Genomic DNA, 16,979 nt, shown 5'->3' with positions numbered 1-16,979 from the left:
AAGAGATAAACACAGTGTTGATTTCGGATGCCAAGATGACCACAACTGCGCGTATATTGCGCAACCTGGCTTCAATCGCGCAATTTGGATAATTAGCAGCCTCGATAGTGAGGCCGGCAGGCGGAGAAGGCCGGAAGAGTGCTGCGGCGTCGGAGTTCATGAATGATCACGCGACCATCCCTCTTGGCGCCCTCCGGCACCGGAACGATGCTCGTGACCTGGCCGCCGTCGCGAGCATGAGCGATGAGGTTTTCGGCTACGGGTGCCGCAGCACTGATCGCGTAGTCGAAGCCGGGGCTTTCCGGTAAGGGCGGCCGGACCACCGGCCGGTGATGCGCTCCCGTGGCGTGACGGGAGCGCATTGGCTCTATGCGCCTTCGGTAAGCGATACCTGCCTCGTGGACGAGCGCAGGACATTGTCGAGTGCCCAACTGCCCGGACCGGCGAAGGCGATATAGAGGAAGATAAAGCAGAACATGATGGCGGCCTCGCCCATGTTGAGTGCCGGCCAGAAGCCTTGCGGCGCGTGAGCCATCCAGTAAGCGGCGGCCATCTCGCCCGAAGCGATGAAAGCCGCGATGCGGGTGTAAAACCCGGCTGTTATCAGCAATCCGGTCACGATTTCGATAGCGCCGGCGACCAGCATGATGGCAGGCAGCGGATAGGGTACGCCGGGGATGGCGGCTGGGAACTGGAAGAATTTCATCGTGGCATGTTCAAGGAACAGCAAGGCGGTCACGATTCGCAAGATTGCGAGGACATGAGGCGTCCACTTGGTTGTGTTCGGCATGGCATTACTCCTGTTTGGCTGTTGATACGTTCAAACGGCTTCGACGGATCGTCGCTCATTGTCCGGATGAAGGGATTTCGGGCACGTTGCCGAAGCGGAAGCTGGAGGCGGTAATGCCGCCTGCGAAATCGGTCTGATGGTAGGTGACGGCACCCGGTTCGTCCCTCGCCGCGCCGACCACCACCATCAGCGGAATGAGATGATCCTCGCGCGGATGCGCGGCGCGGGCGGAGGGGGCTTGCTCCCATTCGAGCAGCCGCTCGGCGCGCTCATACGGAGACGAATGGACCAGCGTCTGCTGGAGCCAGGCGTCAAACTGGCGGGATGGCTCGTAGCCGCTGGTTCCCCTGATTTCCCTGAGGTTGTGATAGCTGAGGCCGCTGCCAATGATCAGCACACCCTCGTCGCGTAATGGCGCCAGGGCCCGCCCTACCTCGAGATGCAGGGCCGGATCGTACCCCACATCCAAGGAAAGCTGAACCAGCGGAATGTCCTCGTCGGGGTAAAGCGGCTTCATGATGCTGAACGTGCCATGGTCGAAACCGCGCGTCGGATCGAGGTTGGCATCGATTCCGCGCACATGCAGAAGGTCCTGAACACGCTTAGCAAGCTCCGGCGAACCGGGCGCGCCATATTTGATATGATAGAGGTATTCGGGAAAGCCGTGATAGTCGTAGACCATTCCCGGTTTCGCGCCGGAGGAGATGGCAAAGCCCTGTTCTTCCCAATGGCCGGAGATCACCAGCACCGCCTTTGGCGCATTGGCGAGTTCCGCCCGCATCCCGATCAGAGATTGCTCGAGTTTATCAAAGTTGCGGCGGAAACCGTCGGTGATATACGGCCAGGGGCCGCCGCCGTGACTGACGAAATAGGTCGGAAGCCGAAATTTGCTCACCTGTAGCATCCTTGTTGAGCCGCACCAGCCAACGGGTGCGAAATCGGGGAGAAAACGAGCTTTGCCCGTGTTCCTGCGCGCAATGTGAGCTTTTCATAAATGTTGATCAATGCGGCTTATATTGAAGAAACATTTCCTATACGTTGATGATCCATGGATAGTTTGACGAGTCTGCGAGTCTTTTGCACGGTTGCCGAGCTTAGGAGCTTCACGGCGGCCGCAGAGCGCCTTGGCCTTTCGCCGGCCATGACCAGCAAGCACGTTATGCACTTGGAAAACCGGCTCGGAACCCGGCTGCTGAACCGAAGCAGCCGCCATGTCAGCATGACCGAAACCGGCACGCTCTACTTCAACCAGGCCAAACAAATGCTCGACGGACTGGACGAGGTGGAGGCCGCCGTCAGCAACGTCACCGTCATGCCACGCGGGGTTCTGAAGCTCAGCGCTCCGGTCTGGATTGCCAATACTCTCATCGCCCAAACCTTTGCCGAATATCATCAACGCTATCCCGACGTGCGCTTCGACATGGATCTGAGCGGCCGGATCGTCAATCTCGTGGACGAGGGATTTGATCTGGCCCTGCGCGCGACGGCTCCCGAACGGCTGGATCCCAGCCTCGTTGCGCGCCCGCTGATGAAGGTCACCTTTCAGCTCGTCGGATCGCCCGCCTATCTGTCGCGCACCGGCCGTCCGACCCGGATGGCCGATCTCAACGGTCACTCGCTGCTGGCCTACAGCGGCATGAATGCCAGCGGCAGCATAACCATCGACGGAGCGGAAGGTCCCGCAACGGTGAACCTTCGGCCCGTCATGCAAAGCGAAAACGAGAGCATGCTGCATTTGGCAGCGCTCGAAGGCATGGGCCTCGTCTTCCTGCCGGTATGGATGACCCAAACCGACGTCGCCGAAGGCAGGCTGGAGACGGTTCTGGCCGAAGAGGCGAAATTCACCGCGACCCTGCACGCGGTCTATCCCAGCAGAAAATATCTTTCCGCCAAGGTTCGCACCTTCATCGATTTCCTCGCCTCAAGGAAAAAACTTTGTTCGGGGGCAACCGAACGGGAAACGTGAACAAAATTTCCGCCCCCCAATTTAGGGGCGGAAATGCGGTCCAAATTGATCAAAACGCTCGATTGTTTCGGATATCGCTTTGAATGCGCGCGACACAGCCTTCGATTTTTGCCAGTAGAATTTCAAAATCGATAGGCTTGGTCAGATAGTCGGCAGCACCCGCTCGCAAGCCCATGACCACGTTCTGCTTATCGGTCATCGCCGTTAGGAATATGAATGGGACATTGGCAAGTTCGGGATAGTTGATCTGAATTTCCGCCAGCAACTGATGGCCATCCATTTCCGGCATGGTGATGTCACAAATGACGATATCCGGCCATTTCGATACCAGGATTTCCAAGCCCTCACGGCCATTCGACGCTTCGAGCGTCGTAAAGCCTGCCTCCGCCAATTCTTCAACGATCAGGCCCCTGATTTCCGCCTCGTCGTCAATGCATAGAACAGTCGTCATTATTATTTTACCCTTGTCATGATCACGCAACGTTGGTGCGGTCTGTGGATGGCGGAGAGGCTTTCAGTGAAATCGGAAGCGTGATGATCAGCGAGGTGCCCTTGCCTTTTTTGCTCTCGATCTCGATCGACCCACTATGCAAATCTACAATCTGCTTGACCAGGTACAGACCAAGGCCTGTGCCTGGGATGCCGGTGGACGTCCGCGCGCGAAAATATCGCTGAAAGATCTTGGGCACATCCTCGGCATCGATACCGACGCCGTTGTCCCGCACGACGATTTTGACCGCGTCGCCCACCTGCCATCCGGAAACATGGATGTCGGGTTGATTGGGAGCATACTTGGCTGCATTCGACAGGAGATTCGAGAACACCTGCTCAAGCGCAAATTTGTCGGCCTCGATATATTCAGGCAGGGAATCGATATCGCTTAGGATGCGGTGTGACTTGGTGATCGTCGATTGACGGTGACAACAAGATTCGATCATCGCTCTCAGCGGAAATCGCTCATGTCGAATTTGAATTGTGCCGTTGTCCATCCGGCTTGCCGCAAGAATGCTTTCCATCAAATCGACGATTCTGAGGACCGACGACCGTATTTGTTCGGCCTTGTCTCGAACAAACTGAAGCGAGATCTCGCCTTTTGTGCGTAACAGACGTTGAGCCGCCCCATCGATGATCGCTAGCGGCGTGCGAAATTCGTGCGATGCCAGCGCAACGAATTGGCGCTGCAATTCATTGATGTTTCGTTCCTGCGCCAGAAGTCGTTCCAATTCTCGTGCCTGTTCTTCGACTTCCTTCGTTCTCAAAGCCACGGTCGCTTCGAGTGTATCCTTATGTCTGACGAGCGCTTCGGCGTTTCGGATGCTCTCGGTGATATCTTCGTGGGTTGCAACATAGCGGCCATCCTCCATCGAACTATGGGTGATGCGTACCACTCGTCCGTCCTGAAGCGTAATGTCCTGGCTGGCCCTGCCGCCCTTCTGGGCCGCCAATCCTACCACATCGAAATATGTGGCTGCATGAAGCGGCCCGTTGCCGAGGCTGGCACGATAGTCGAGTATGGCAGACAGCGGCGTCCCCGCGACGGTCAGATCCCCCCGCAGCTTGTACATATGTGCATAGGAAAAATTGCACAAAATCAGCTTCTTATCAGCGGAAAACATGCAAAGCCCATGGGGCATGTTATCCAAGGCGACATCGAGAAGGCCATCCTGCTGCCTGGTGACCCATGTTTGCGCATCCATCACGACGAACTCCCCAACCAGTTCGGGCAGGATAGATTTACAATACTAATTTTATGTTGCACTTCAGAGTGGTTCGTCCATGGTCACCACTCGCCTGATTACTGCTTGCATAAAGACGTGATCGAAAGGGCGGCGTTCCTATTGGAATATCCGCAAGGCGATTTCTCCAATCCTTCAACGTCGTCGCCTTGATGGTGGTTGAACCGGCCAGTCGGCATCACGAAAGAGTCTGCGCAAACGACTCCATCATCACAGGCGCCGTAGTTAGCTAAACGCAGCATAGGCAGCAATGATCGCCTCGACTTGCGCCGCGTCCAACGCCGCCGCCTGGGCTGTCGTGATAGCGTTCAATTGCTCGCTGGATAGGATGGAAATATCATAAGTCGACAGTCCCGCCAGGCCTCGGGTGCCAATCGCTTCGATCTGAGAGGTCGACAACGTCTCGATATCCTTTGACGACAGGGCGCCGATCTCTGCCGAGGTCAGCGCCGCGATCTGCGCCGTGGTTAACGAACCGATCTGCGCCGTCGATAGCGCGGCAATCTGGCTGCTGGTCAGCGCCGCGATCGAGGCAGACTTCAGCGAGGCGATCTGCGCGGTCGAGAGTGCGGCCACGGCGATGGTGCTCAGAGCTGCGACCTGCTTCAGGCTCAAAGCGCCGATCTGCGTGGAGCTCAAGACGTCGATCTGAGCGGTCGTCAGCGCAGCAATCTGACTGGATGTCAGCGCTGCGATCTGCGTCGTCTTCAAGGCGGAAATCGTGCCGGTGGTGAGCAGCGCGACGCTAGCAGTGGAGAGCTTCGACAGGGCGGTCGCGCTGATGGCTCCGATCTGGCTGCTCGACAGTGCCGCAATATCCGTCGTCGACAGGGCGCCGACCTCCGTAGCAGAGAGAGCGGCGATCTGCGTCGTGGTCAATGCGTCGATCTGCGTCGTCGACAGCGCCGCGATCTCACTGGTGGTCAGCCCGGTGATCGAAGCGGTCTTCAGCGCAGCGATTTGTGCGGTCGAGAGCGCGGCCACGCCGTCGGTGCCCAGAGCCGCAACCTGCTTCGCGCTCAAAGCACTGATCTGCGTGGAACTCAAGACATCGATCTGACTGGTCGTCAGTGCAGCGATCTGGCTGGTCGTCAGCGCAGCGATCTGCGTCGTCGTCAGGCCTGCGACCGTGCTGGTGGTGAGCAATGCGACATTATCGGTGGAAAGCTTCGATAGCACCGACGCGCTGATGGCCCCGATTTGGCTGCTCGACAGCGCCGCAATGTCCTTCGACGACAAGGCGCCGACCTCTGTAGCAGATAGAGCGGCGATCTGCGTCGTCGTCAATGAACCGATCTGTGTTGTGGACAGCGCCGCAATCTCATCGGTGGTCAGACCGGTGATCGAGGTAGACTTCAGCGCGGCGATTTGCGTGGTCGAAAGCGTAGCCACGGCGTCAGTGCCCAAAGCCGCAACCTGCTTCGCACTCAAGGCACTGATCTGCGTGGAACTCAAAACGTCAATCTGGTTAGTCGTCAGTGCAGCAATCTGGCTGGTCGTCAGCGCTGCGATCTGAGCCGTCTTCAAAGCGGCGACCGTGCCGGTGGCGAGCAATGCGATATTATCGGTGGAAAGCTTCGATAGGGCCGACGCGCTGATGGCTCCGATTTGGGTGGTCGACAGCGCCGCGATATCGGCGGACGAAAGGGCACCGACCTCCGTAGCAGACAGAGCGGCGATTTGGGTGGTCGTCAATGAACCGATCTGCGTCGTCGACAATGCCGCGATCTCATCGGTGGTCAGCCCGGCGATTGAAGTGGTCTTCAGCGCCGCGATTTGCGCGGTCGAGAGTGCGGCCACGCCATCGGTGCCCAAAGCCGCAACCTGTTTCAGGCTCAAAGCGCCGATCTGCGTGGAGCTCAAGGCGTCGATCTGAACGGTCGTCAGCGCTGCGATCTGGCTGGTCGTCAGCGCTGCGATCTGCGTCGTCTTCAAGGCGGCAATCGTGCTGGTGGTGAGCAACGCGACATTAGCAGTGGAAAGCTTTGATAGGACCGACGCGCTGATGGCTCCGATTTGGCTGCTCGACAGTGCCGCGATATCCGCCGTCGACAGGGCACCGACCTCCGTAGCAGACAGAGCGGCGATCTGCGTTGTGGTCAATGAACCGATCTGCGTCGTCGACAGCGCCGCGATCTCATCGGTGGTCAGCCCCGCGACCGAGGTAGACTTCAGCGCCGCGATTTGTGCGGTCGAGAGTGCGGCCACGCCGTCGGCGCCCAGAGCCGCAACCTGCTTCGCGCTCAAAGCACTGATCTGCGTGGAACTCAAGACATCGATCTGTTCGGTCGTCAGCGCCGCGATCTGGCTAGTCGTCAGCGCAGCCACCTGCGCCGTCGTCAAGCTGGCGACCGTGCTGGTGGTGAGCAACGCGATATTGTCAGTGGAGAGCTTTGACAGAGCGGCCGCGCTGACGGCTCCGATTTGGCTGCTCGACAGCGCCGCGATATCTTCCGTCGACAGGGCGCCGACCTCTGAGGCAGAGAGAGCGGCGATCTGCGTCGTCGACAGCGACGCGATCTGCGTCGTCGATAGCCCCGCGATCTGAGTGGTGGTCAGACGTTTCACATCGACCGTGGAGAGCCCTCCGATCTGGACCGACGATAGAACAGCCAGTTGGTCCAGCCCCAAGCCCACAATGGCGCTCGCCGATATGGCGTTCATTTGCTTCGAGCTAAGGACAGCAACGTCCTCGGTATCCAACGCGGCGATCTGGGCTGAGGTTAGCGCATTGATTGCGCTCGTGCTCAGCGCGGCGACCTCTTCCGTGCTCAGAGACGCTATCGTGTCAGTGGAAAGAGACCGGATCACACTGGCGGACAAAGAGGAAATGATTGTCATAGATGAGCGTTCCAAATGTTAGCTTGATCACGCCTTTGCCGGATCAGGCCGCCACAGTCGCTTTGGGATAGATGGCGACAGCGACAGAGGCGCGGAAATAAACGCGATGCGAACTAGCTGACTGCTTTTATTTTCATAGTGCCTGCGCTACTCGCTAGGATGTTTCTTGTTACACTCGTAACAGCGGCACCTGATCCGAAGCTTGCGCGTGCTGGCCTTTTGCCGCGGTCATCTGCCGCAAGTGATGTCCTCCTGATAAGGAGTAGGAAGCCCTCAATAGGGATAGACACCACGCGCTCGGCCAAGGAAAAATCAGGGCGAGCGACAGCCCCGGTTCATTCGCTGATAAAAATCTCGCCCTGATTGTCAGATATGAAGCCGCGGACGCTCTGGACGGCCTGTCACGGCTGCTTCCGAACTGAGCCAACGACCAGTCGACCGGCGCTTCCGTCAGACAGCTTCACCTTTCCCCAGGCTGACATGAGGTCCGGCGCTCTAGTGACCTCGGCTTGCCCCGTGCGACCGTCCGAGCATTTGATCGGAAGACTAACTGTCAGGCGTCGATCCTTCAGATCGTAGGTGCCGGAACATTTCACCGAATGCCGAGACGACTGGACCGAGAAGCGGCCGTTGCCGTGCGACGCGATCGTGGAGCCTTTGAACGTCTCACCGGAGTCCATTTTCGCCGAAACCGGAAGAACTATATCGCCTTGCCCAGGGCTCTGCGGCTTCGAAAGGGCCGAACCGGAGATCCTCAAAGCCCTCGAAATGCTGGGAGCCATGACGTGACCTTGGACGAACTGAACATAGTCGTCGTAAGGGATGGTTCCTTTTGCGTAAGCGGTGAGGATCCGGCGGCAAAACTCAAGGCGGACCTTGGCTTCCGGAACGCCCATCAGCTTCGCAAGTTTCTTTTGCGTTTCCGGCTCGATGCCACTGTGGCTGCATGTCTGGATGTTCCAGTTGAGGACCGTGGCATCGCTCAGTTGATTTTTGTCATATTCATACCCGCCTTTGGTCGTGACCGACTGGGCGTTTGCCGACACAGAAAAAGCCGCCATAGCGACGGCCGCCCAAACCATAAGCTTTTTCATTCCCACCCTTTCCCTTGGGAGCTTAGCGCTCGCAAATCGCTTCGATTTCGCGCCTCGAGTCACTCTCCTAAAGCGATCAATACACGGTATGATTTTAAAATCAAAGCCTACACGCTACTTGAAGGTTCCTTGCTGTTTGGACTGCCGCTTAACTCCCTTCGCATTACCCCTTGCAAAATTATCGATAAAATTATTTTCTATCCATAATTTGAATCTGGAGGACGAGAAAAGTGGGCGAAATCACCCCAGCCTTGGAATATTCGGCAACTTCCGCAGTACTGTCGCCTGGCATTGCGTTGGACGAGGCCAAAACTATCTATAATTTGCCATTCAACGATTTGCTCTTCCGGGCTCAGACCGTCCACCGCGCACATTTCGATCCCAACGCCGTGCAGATGAGCCGACTTCTGTCCATCAAGACAGGCGGATGCGCCGAGGATTGCGGTTACTGCAGCCAGTCCGCCCACTATCCGACCGGCCTGAAGGCCTCGAAGCTGATGGAAGTCAAACGCGTTCTCACCGAGGCGCGCAAAGCCAAGGATGCGGGTGCGACCCGTTACTGCATGGGAGCGGCATGGCGCAGCCCGAAGGACCGCGATATGGACACGCTGGTCGCCATGGTCGAGGGCGTGAAGGCGCTCGGCATGGAAACCTGCATGACGCTCGGCATGCTGACGAAGTCTCAAGCGGGCGATCTCGCGGAAGCGGGCCTCGACTATTACAACCACAACATCGACACGTCCGAGCGCTTCTATTCCGAAATCATCACCACCCGAAGCTTCGCAGACCGGCTCGATACGCTGGAAACCGTGCGCATGGCCGGGATCAAGGTATGTGCCGGCGGGATCCTGGGCATGGGCGAGACGGTCGACGACCGGATCTCGATGTTGCTGACGCTCGCGAACCTGCCCGTGCCGCCGGAAAGCGTGCCGATCAACCAACTTATTCCCATTCCGGGTTCCAAGCTGGCGGACGCGGCACCCGTCGATCCAATCGATTTCGTCCGCACGATCGCACTGGCGCGCATCCTGATGCCGACCTCGCATCTGCGCCTTTCGGCCGGACGCACCGAGATGAGCGATGAGATGCAGGCGCTCTGTTTCTTCGCGGGCGCCAACTCCATCTTCGTCGGCGACACGTTGCTGACGGCAGACAATCCGGGCGAGGATCACGATACAACGCTCTTCCGCCGCCTCGGCCTTTCTCCCATGCCACTGGAGCAGACGGAGTAACAATGCTTTCGGATTATGCCGCCACGCTTGAAGGCTTACGACGCAAGGCGCGGCTGCGCAGCCTTGCGCCGCAGCGTGGTGTGGATTTTACCTCCAACGATTTTCTCGCGTTAGCCGGCGCCCCGCGCCTCAAGGCGTCGATCATGGCAGCGATGGAGAGGGGCGTTCCGGCGGGGGCAGGCGGCTCGCGCCTGCTACGCGGCAACCATCCTGAACATGAGGCGCTGGAGGCGGAAGCGGCCGAATTTTTCGGCGTGGAACGCGTGCTCTATTTCGGCAGCGGCTATGCCGCCAATTCCGCGCTTTTCTCGACCCTGCCGCGGCGCGAAGATCTGATCGTCCACGACGCGCTCATCCATGCCAGCGCCCATGAGGGCATTGCAGCCAGCAAGGCGGCGGCCGTCAGCGTCGAGCACAACGATGCGAACGCTTTCGATGAGGCGATCCGAAACTGGCGCAGCAACGGCGGCAGGGGCAGATCCTGGATTGCCGTCGAGAGCCTCTATTCCATGGACGGCGACAGAGCGCCGCTATCCGCCCTCGCCGACATTGCCGACCGGCATGAGGGTTTTCTGGTGATCGATGAGGCCCATGCCACTGGCGTTTTCGGCCCGGGCGGCAGAGGGCTGGCCGCGGGGTTGGAGGGCCGGGACAATGTGCTTGCCCTTCATACCTGCGGCAAGGCGCTGGGCGTTTCCGGAGCCTTGCTCGCAGTCCCCCGCGTGCTCGCCGACTATCTCGTCAATCGTGCCCGCGCTTTCATCTATTCCACCGCGCCCTCGCCTCTCATGGCGGCGGGCGTGCGCGAGGCCTTGCGCATGGTGGGTGACGAGCCTGAACGTCGCGAGGCCCTGGAACGCTTGGTCGCCTTTGTCGGTGACGGATTGAAAAGCCGATTCGACATAGAGCCGAGCGGGTCGCAGATCCAGCCCGTCGTCATCGGCGACAACGCGCGTGCGGTCCGAATTGCGGAAACTCTTCAGGCTCAAGGTTTCGATATCCGTGCGATCCGTCCGCCGACCGTGCCGGAGGGCACCGCGCGCCTGCGGCTGTCGATCACGCTCAACGTCGATTCGGAGCAGATTGCGCACATGCTGGATTGCCTCGCCGCCGCCACGGAGGAACACAGGAGATGATCCGTTTCGTGGTCACCGGCACGGATACCGGTATCGGCAAGACCGTATTTGCAGCGGCACTGGCGGGTGCGCTCAACGCCCGATATTGGAAACCCGTGCAATCCGGACTGGAAGACGAGACGGACAGCGAAGCCGTCGCCCGACTGAGCGGGCTGCCCGCCGACCATATTCTGCCCGAAGCCTATCGCCTTTCCGCCCCGCTCTCACCGCATCTTTCGGCACGTCTCGACGGCGTGGAAATCGACCCCGCCCGGCTTGAGCCGCCAGCCTGCGCCGGTCCGCTGGTTATCGAGGGGGCTGGCGGCATGCTGGTCCCGCTCACGAAAAACACGGTCTTTGCCGACGTCTTCGCCCGGTGGCGCATTCCCCTCATTCTCTGCGCCCGAACATCGCTCGGCACGATCAATCACACACTGCTGTCCATCGAGGCGCTGCGCAGCCGTGATATTCCCCTCCGCGGCGTGGCCTTCATCGGCGCGGAAAATACCGACACCCAGGCGACCATTGCGTCTATCGGACAAGCGAGGGTATTGGGGCGGCTGCCTGTGCTGGAAAGCGTGACAAGGGAAAACCTAAGTCGCGCCTTCCGCGAGAATTTCGACATGGCTTCCCTGATTGAGGCACGCGCGTGACACCCTCCCCCATCTGGCACCCCTTCACGCAGCACGCCCTCGAACCGCCGATGAAGCGCATCGTCGCGACCGAGGGCGCATATCTGTTCGATGAGGATGGCAATCGCATCCTCGACGCAATCTCGTCATGGTGGGTGATCACCCATGGCCATCGCCATGCCGGCATCATGGCGGCGATCCGGGAGGCGACGGAGGCCTACGACCAGATCATCTTCGCCGAATTTACCCATGAACCGGCAGAAGTCCTTGCCGAACGTCTGCTCGCCTTCGCGCCCTCTGGACTGAAACACGTCTTCTATTCGGACAGCGGATCGACGGCGGTCGAGGTGGCGATCAAGATGGCGCTCGGCACCTTCCACAATCGCGGCATCGCGCGTGACCGCATCGTCGTGATGGAACACGGCTATCATGGCGACACGATCGGCACCATGTCCGCGGGAGAGCGTGGCGTGTTCAATGCGGCTTTCGAACCGCTGCTCTTCGGCGTCGACCGCCTTCCCTTCCCCGAACCCGGTCGGGAACAGGAAACGCTCGATGCGTTCGAAGCTATCTGCCACTCGCGAAAGGTCGCCGCCATTCTGATTGAACCGCTGGTGCTCGGCGCGGGCGGCATGAAGTTCTACGACAGCGCGGTGCTTTCCGCTCTCAAGGAAATCGCCGGCCGATATGGCTGCCTGTTCATCGCCGATGAGGTGATGACCGGCTGGGGTCGCACCGGCACACGCTTTGCCTGCGAACAGGCAGGGGTGACGCCTGATATCCTCTGCACCTCGAAGGGTCTGACCGGGGGCGCCTTGCCGCTGGCGGCAACCCTTTGCACGGCAGAGATTTTCGAGGCCCATCTGTCTTCCGACCGGCGCAAGACCTTTTTCCATTCGAGTTCCTATACCGCCAACGCAATCGCCTGCGCGGCAGCCGTCGCCAATCTGCAAATCTGGCAAGACGAACCGGTTGAGGCTCGGATTGCCGAGCTTGCCGCACAGCACAGCCGGCATCTCCAACGCTTCCAGAACGACACCAGGTTTGTAAACGCCAGGCAATCAGGGACGATCGCCGCCCTCGATCTTGCGGTGCCCTCCAGCGGCTACCTCGCCGAAGCAGGCCCACGCATGCGCAAGCTGTTTCGCGAACGCGGGCTGCTTGTGCGCCCGCTCGGAAACGTCATCTACCTGATGCCGCCCTATTGCACGACCGCCGGGGATATCGTCGCCGCCTATGATGCGATCGACGAAGTCGCCTCGATCGTTCTGGAGGAGAGTGCATCTTGACACCCCTCTCCTCCCGCCTTGCCGGCTTCGGTCATGCCGTTCCATCCCGCATCGTCCACAATGCGGAAATCGAAAGCCAGCTCGGCCTCGAGGAGGGCTGGATCGAAAGGCGAACCGGCATCCGATCCCGCCACTGGGCAAGCGAGGGCGACACATTGAGCGGCCTTGCGGCCGAGGCCGGAAAAATGGCGCTTGAGGATGCCGGGATTGCGCCGGGCGAGATCGCTATGACCCTGCTTGCCACCTCGACGCCGGATCATCTCTTGCCGCCCTCAGCACCGCTTCTGGCGCACAAGCTCGGCCTGCGAAATTCCGGAGCCATCGATCTGGCCGGTGCCTGCTCCGGCTTCCTCTATGCACTGACGCTGGCGGATGGCTTCGTGCGTGCACATGGCCGGGCGGTGCTCGTCGTGGCTGCCAATATTCTCAGCCGCCGCATCAACCCGGCGGAACGCGCCAGCGCCGTTCTGTTTGCCGACGGCGCCGGCGCGGTCGTGCTTGCTCAGTGTCGCGATGGTCAAAGTGGTCTCAAGGCAGCCGTGATGGCTTCGGATGGAAGCGGCTACGATCTGATTACCATTCCATCCGGCGGCAGCAACAAGCCTTTTTCTCCGGAGACTGCAGCAGACCAAGTGCTGATGACGATGCGCGATGGGCGCGAGGTCTTCTCGCGTGCCGTCGATCTGATGACACGCACCTCACGCCAGGCGATGGATGAAGCAGTCGTAACGGTCTCCGCTATCGACCGTTTCATTCCGCATCAGGCCAACCTCCGCCTTTGCGACGCCGTCCGGCACAATCTCGAATTGGAAGAAAGCAAGCTTGTCAGCACGATTGCGGAATTCGGCAACTCTTCGGCTGCGACCATTCCGCTGTCCCTTTCCGTCGAAAATCGCCGCAAACCGTTCAAATCCGGGGAGCATCTGCTCATGACTGCAGCCGGTGCGGGCCTCGCGGGTGGGGCGGTCATCCTTGCGGTCTAAACTGGCCCGGTGGAACAGCTACTCTAGGAAGAATATGGAGAATCAACAAAGGGACAGGTAAGCATAGGACATTGAGTCGATGCGCCCCTTCTTAAACCGATGATAATTCAATGAGCGTTGCAAAAGATGATCCTATCGCTGTGCGGATAAGCCGGACACTCGCGGATCGTATTATTTCAGGCGTGATCGAAGCCGGCGCCAAGCTCAGGCAGGACCATATCGCCGAGGAATTCGGCGCCAGCCATGTGCCCGTGCGCGAGGCCTTCCGTCGCCTGGAATCCCAAGGGTTGGTGGTCAGTCAACCGCGCAAGGGCGTTCGCGTGGTCGGCTTTAGCGTCGAAGAGGTGCGCGAAGTGGCTGAGATGCGCGCCGCCCTTGAAGTATTGGCGCTGCGCAACGCCGCACCTCATATGACCAAGGCTATCCTGGACCAGGCCGAAGAGGCGATCCATGCCGGCGACCGCGCGGTTGACGTGCAGGCCTGGGAAGAGGCGAACGGAAGGTTCCACCGTCTCATTCTATCTCCCTGCAACATGCCGCGCCTGCTGAAGACAATCGATGACCTGCACGCCGTCAGCGCACGTTTCCTGTTTTCCGGCTGGCGGGCGGAGTGGGAAGCGCCAACGGACCGCGATCATCGTGCCATTCTGAACGCTTTGCGCGCCGGGAATGTCGACGTTGCCACGGCGGTCCTTTCGCGCCACGTGCAATGGATGGGCCAGAAACCGGGAAGCAGATCGTAGTTTCAACCTTTCAATGAAATGAGCGGGTTGCAGCAATCCATGCCAGGGTCCGTTGTTCCGGATCGGAATTGCGCGTGATGTCGGTCACGACGGCGGCACTATCGGCCTCATTTTCGAACACGCCGGCAATGCGCTCCACCGTCAGCCCGCCAATGGCGACAAGCGGCAGCGGGCCGATGCGGCTCTTCCAGTCGCGCAGACGATCCAGGCCTTGCGGCGCCCAGGGCATCGCCTTGAGAATGGTGGGATAGATCGGACCGAGCGCGATATAGTCCGGGCGCGCCGCAAGCGCGGTTGCCAGCTCCGCCTCGTCATGTGTGGAAAGCCCCAGCTTCAGGCCCGCCTCACGGATGGCGGCAAGATCGGCCGTCGCCAAGTCCTCCTGGCCGAGATGGATGAAATCACAGCCTTCCTCTATGGCAAGCTGCCAATAGTCATTGACGATCAACTGGCAGTCATGCGCCCCACAGACTGCTTTTGCCCGCCGGATGTCTGCGCGTATGTCCGATAGCGCGCGCTCCTTAATGCGCAGTTGCACGAGTTTGACACCAAGCGGAACCAGCCTTTCGATCCAGGCGGCGCTATCGACGATCAGATAGAAAGGATCGAGCTTCACGCGAATACCGCCTTTCCAATCACGGGTGTCGACGGAACTGCCATGTCGCGCGACTCCAGCATGCCGGCGCCGAATGCCTGTCGGCCGGCCGCAATTGCTCCGGCGAAGGCCTCCGCCATTGCGGCGGGGTCTCCCGCGCCGGCAACCGCAGTGTTGAGAAGAACCGCATCGAAACCCAGCTCCATCACGGTCGCTGCGTGCGACGGCCGGCCGATGCCTGCGTCGACGATCAGCGGCACATCCGGAAAATGCGCACGCATGGATCGAAGGGCCGAAAGATTGAGCGGCCCCGCCGCGGTGCCGATCGGGGCGCACCAGGGCATCAGCACCCTGCATCCCGCCTCCAGCAGGCGCTCCGCCACCACCAGGTCGTCGGTCGTATAGGGAAAGACCTCAAAGCCTTCATTGGCGAGAATGCGGGCCGCTTCCACAAGAGCGAAGACATCCGGCTGCAGCGTATCGTGATTGCCGATCACCTCCAGCTTGATCCAATTGGTCTGAAATACCTCGCGCGCCATCTTGGCCGTCAGCACGGCCTCGGATACGCCGTGGCAGCCGGCGGTGTTGGGAAGAACGCGGACGCCGAGCGCCCGGATCATATCGAAGAATGCGCCGCCATTGCGCCCGCCGGCCGTTTCACGTCGTAGCGAGACGGTGACGATTTCCGTCTTTGATCGCTCGACAGCCTCCGCCAGGATGGCCGGCGAAGGATAACGCGCCGTGCCGAGCAAAAGGCGCGATCCAACCTGGGTTCCATAGAGATCAAGCATGGATCAGCCTCCTTGCATGGGTGTCAGGATCTCGATCCTGTCGTTGTCGTTCAAGAGATGGTCGTCGCGATCTTCGCAATGAACGAGTTCGCCGTTAACGGCGGTTGCCAGCCACGCACCTTCATAGTCGAGTGCGGCCAGCAACTGCGAAAGCGTGGTTGCGGATGTTGTCTCGGGTTCGCCGTTTATGATCAGGCGCATCGGGAGCTCCTTTGCTTCGTCTCTCCGGAAAAGACCATATCTGCGGCTTCGGCCGCCATCGCTGGCGCCAACAAAAAACCGTGGCGATAAAGGCCGTTGAGGATGGTGACATTGCCCTCCCGCATCACGCGCGGAAGATTGTCTGGAAAGGCAGGACGGATGCCGGTTCCGGTTTCGACGATGGCGGCGTCGGCAAAAGCAGGGTGCAGCGCATAGGCAGCGTTCAGCAACTCCATCAGCGAACGGGCGGTGATCGGCCCTTGGAAGTCCGTTTCGATCATCGTCGCGCCGACCATGAACAGGCCTCCACCACGCGGCACGATATAGACGGGAAAACGCGGATGCAGCAGACGGACAGGACGCGCAAGCGTGACCTCCTCCGTCCGCAGATAAAGCATTTCGCCCCGCACGCCGCGCAATTCCCCGCTCTGACCGATACGGAACGCGCCCGTGCAATCGACGACTTCGGTGAATTCGCCGTCATCCGCAATTTCATCGGCGAAGGTGATACCCTTTGCCACGAGATCGTCTTTCAACGACTGCAATACCTCGCGGGGATCAAGGTGCGCTTCCTGCGGAAAAAACAGACCTTGCCGGAAACGACCGGCAAGGGAGGGTTCGAGAGTGGCGATTTCGCTTTCCTCCAACCAGCGATAGCCGGTCGTGCGATTGGAAAATCGCTTCAGCTCGTTTTGATCGCGGTTCGGCGTGACGACCAGCGTTCCATTGCGAACGACCTTGCCAGGCAGAATCGCCTCCCATCGGTCGGCTGAATCACGGCCCCGCACGAGAACGGCTTCATCAGCACTTTCGCATTCGCACCAGGGCGCCAGCATGCCGCCGGCGAGCCAGGAGGCGGCTTGGCGGAAATTTTGGCTGGGATCTACGATCGTAACCTCAGCACCGCGCCGAAGCAGTTCATGGGCGGCCGTGCGGCCGGCGACGCCGGCCCCTTTGACGAGAACGCGCAT

17 protein-coding genes and 1 pseudogene are annotated in these 16,979 nt (G+C 59.9%); 7 read left to right on the top strand and 11 right to left on the bottom strand.

What is annotated here, in order from left to right:
• Positions 1 to 152: 152 nt before the first annotated feature.
• The 3 genes and pseudogenes from QA646_RS20370 to QA646_RS20360 all read right to left on the bottom strand — a co-directional run.
• Positions 153 to 302 (bottom strand): annotated as a pseudogene (locus QA646_RS20370) (NADP-dependent oxidoreductase); the annotation flags it as partial.
• Between the two features lie 65 nt (positions 303 to 367).
• Positions 368 to 790, bottom strand: coding sequence for a DoxX family protein (locus tag QA646_RS20365; protein WP_283060071.1), 423 nt, complete (start codon positions 788 to 790; stop codon positions 368 to 370).
• Positions 791 to 845: 55 nt separating this feature from the next.
• Complete coding sequence (locus tag QA646_RS20360; RefSeq protein WP_283060070.1) at positions 846 to 1,685, bottom strand: class III extradiol ring-cleavage dioxygenase; 840 nt, start codon at positions 1,683 to 1,685, stop codon at positions 846 to 848.
• Positions 1,686 to 1,838: 153 nt separating this feature from the next.
• Between QA646_RS20360 and QA646_RS20355 the strand changes: the two genes are divergently transcribed.
• Positions 1,839 to 2,756 (top strand): LysR family transcriptional regulator, encoded by a 918-nt coding sequence (locus QA646_RS20355; RefSeq protein WP_283060069.1) that lies wholly within the window; start codon positions 1,839 to 1,841, stop codon positions 2,754 to 2,756.
• Positions 2,757 to 2,805: 49 nt separating this feature from the next.
• On the opposite strand, the gene QA646_RS20350 is transcribed toward QA646_RS20355, so the two are convergent.
• The 4 genes from QA646_RS20350 to QA646_RS20335 form a co-directional block, all read right to left on the bottom strand.
• Positions 2,806 to 3,207 (bottom strand): response regulator, encoded by a 402-nt coding sequence (locus tag QA646_RS20350; protein WP_283060067.1) that lies wholly within the window; start codon positions 3,205 to 3,207, stop codon positions 2,806 to 2,808.
• A 22-nt stretch (positions 3,208 to 3,229) separates the two neighbouring features.
• Positions 3,230 to 4,453 carry a PAS domain-containing sensor histidine kinase gene (locus QA646_RS20345; RefSeq protein ID WP_283060066.1) on the bottom strand — a complete coding sequence of 408 codons (1,224 nt, stop codon included), beginning with the start codon at positions 4,451 to 4,453 and terminating at the stop codon, positions 3,230 to 3,232.
• A 264-nt stretch (positions 4,454 to 4,717) separates the two neighbouring features.
• The gene (locus QA646_RS20340; RefSeq protein ID WP_283060065.1) at positions 4,718 to 7,333 is read right to left on the bottom strand and encodes a hypothetical protein; all 2,616 of its coding nucleotides are present in this window, start codon (positions 7,331 to 7,333) and stop codon (positions 4,718 to 4,720) included.
• Positions 7,334 to 7,734: 401 nt separating this feature from the next.
• Entirely contained in the window at positions 7,735 to 8,427 is a 693-nt protein-coding gene (locus QA646_RS20335; protein ID WP_283060063.1) for a hypothetical protein, read from the bottom strand.
• 251 nt (positions 8,428 to 8,678) lie between these two features.
• On the opposite strand from QA646_RS20335, the gene bioB reads away from it, so the two are divergent.
• From bioB to QA646_RS20305, 6 genes are all read left to right on the top strand, one after another.
• Positions 8,679 to 9,659 carry a biotin synthase BioB gene (gene bioB, locus QA646_RS20330; protein WP_283060511.1) on the top strand — a complete coding sequence of 327 codons (981 nt, stop codon included), beginning with the start codon at positions 8,679 to 8,681 and terminating at the stop codon, positions 9,657 to 9,659.
• 2 nt (positions 9,660 to 9,661) lie between these two features.
• Positions 9,662 to 10,795 (top strand): 8-amino-7-oxononanoate synthase, encoded by a 1,134-nt coding sequence (locus QA646_RS20325; protein WP_283060062.1) that lies wholly within the window; start codon positions 9,662 to 9,664, stop codon positions 10,793 to 10,795.
• Positions 10,792 to 11,427 (top strand): dethiobiotin synthase, encoded by a 636-nt coding sequence (gene bioD, locus QA646_RS20320; RefSeq protein WP_283060060.1) that lies wholly within the window; start codon positions 10,792 to 10,794, stop codon positions 11,425 to 11,427. Before QA646_RS20325 ends, bioD begins: the two co-directional genes overlap by 4 nt.
• The gene (locus QA646_RS20315; protein WP_283060058.1) at positions 11,424 to 12,695 is read left to right on the top strand and encodes an adenosylmethionine--8-amino-7-oxononanoate transaminase; all 1,272 of its coding nucleotides are present in this window, start codon (positions 11,424 to 11,426) and stop codon (positions 12,693 to 12,695) included. The genes bioD and QA646_RS20315 overlap by 4 nt, the downstream gene beginning before the upstream one ends.
• Positions 12,692 to 13,678: a beta-ketoacyl-ACP synthase III gene (locus QA646_RS20310; protein WP_283060057.1), complete on the top strand. Its 987-nt coding sequence runs from the start codon at positions 12,692 to 12,694 to the stop codon at positions 13,676 to 13,678. Before QA646_RS20315 ends, QA646_RS20310 begins: the two co-directional genes overlap by 4 nt.
• Positions 13,679 to 13,788: 110 nt before the next feature.
• Entirely contained in the window at positions 13,789 to 14,421 is a 633-nt protein-coding gene (locus QA646_RS20305; RefSeq protein ID WP_283060056.1) for a GntR family transcriptional regulator, read from the top strand.
• A gap of 10 nt (positions 14,422 to 14,431) precedes the next feature.
• Here the strand turns inward: QA646_RS20305 and QA646_RS20300 are convergent, their stop codons facing one another.
• Genes QA646_RS20300 through thiO form a run of 4 tightly spaced genes read right to left on the bottom strand, consistent with a single transcriptional unit; the run spans position 14,432 to position 16,979 of the window.
• Positions 14,432 to 15,037 (bottom strand): thiamine phosphate synthase, encoded by a 606-nt coding sequence (locus QA646_RS20300; protein ID WP_283060055.1) that lies wholly within the window; start codon positions 15,035 to 15,037, stop codon positions 14,432 to 14,434.
• Entirely contained in the window at positions 15,034 to 15,807 is a 774-nt protein-coding gene (locus tag QA646_RS20295) for a thiazole synthase (protein WP_283060054.1), read from the bottom strand. Before QA646_RS20295 ends, QA646_RS20300 begins: the two co-directional genes overlap by 4 nt.
• Before the next feature lie 3 nt (positions 15,808 to 15,810).
• Positions 15,811 to 16,008, bottom strand: coding sequence for a sulfur carrier protein ThiS (gene thiS / locus QA646_RS20290; RefSeq protein WP_283060052.1), 198 nt, complete (start codon positions 16,006 to 16,008; stop codon positions 15,811 to 15,813).
• Entirely contained in the window at positions 15,999 to 16,979 is a 981-nt protein-coding gene (gene thiO / locus QA646_RS20285) for a glycine oxidase ThiO (protein WP_283060051.1), read from the bottom strand. Before thiO ends, thiS begins: the two co-directional genes overlap by 10 nt.

This window comes from Rhizobium sp. CB3090 (assembly GCF_029714285.1).
Lineage (GTDB): Bacteria > Pseudomonadota > Alphaproteobacteria > Rhizobiales > Rhizobiaceae > Rhizobium.
The sequence above is the reverse complement of the archived record's forward strand: the minus strand, read 5'-3'. Positions and strand labels throughout refer to the sequence as shown.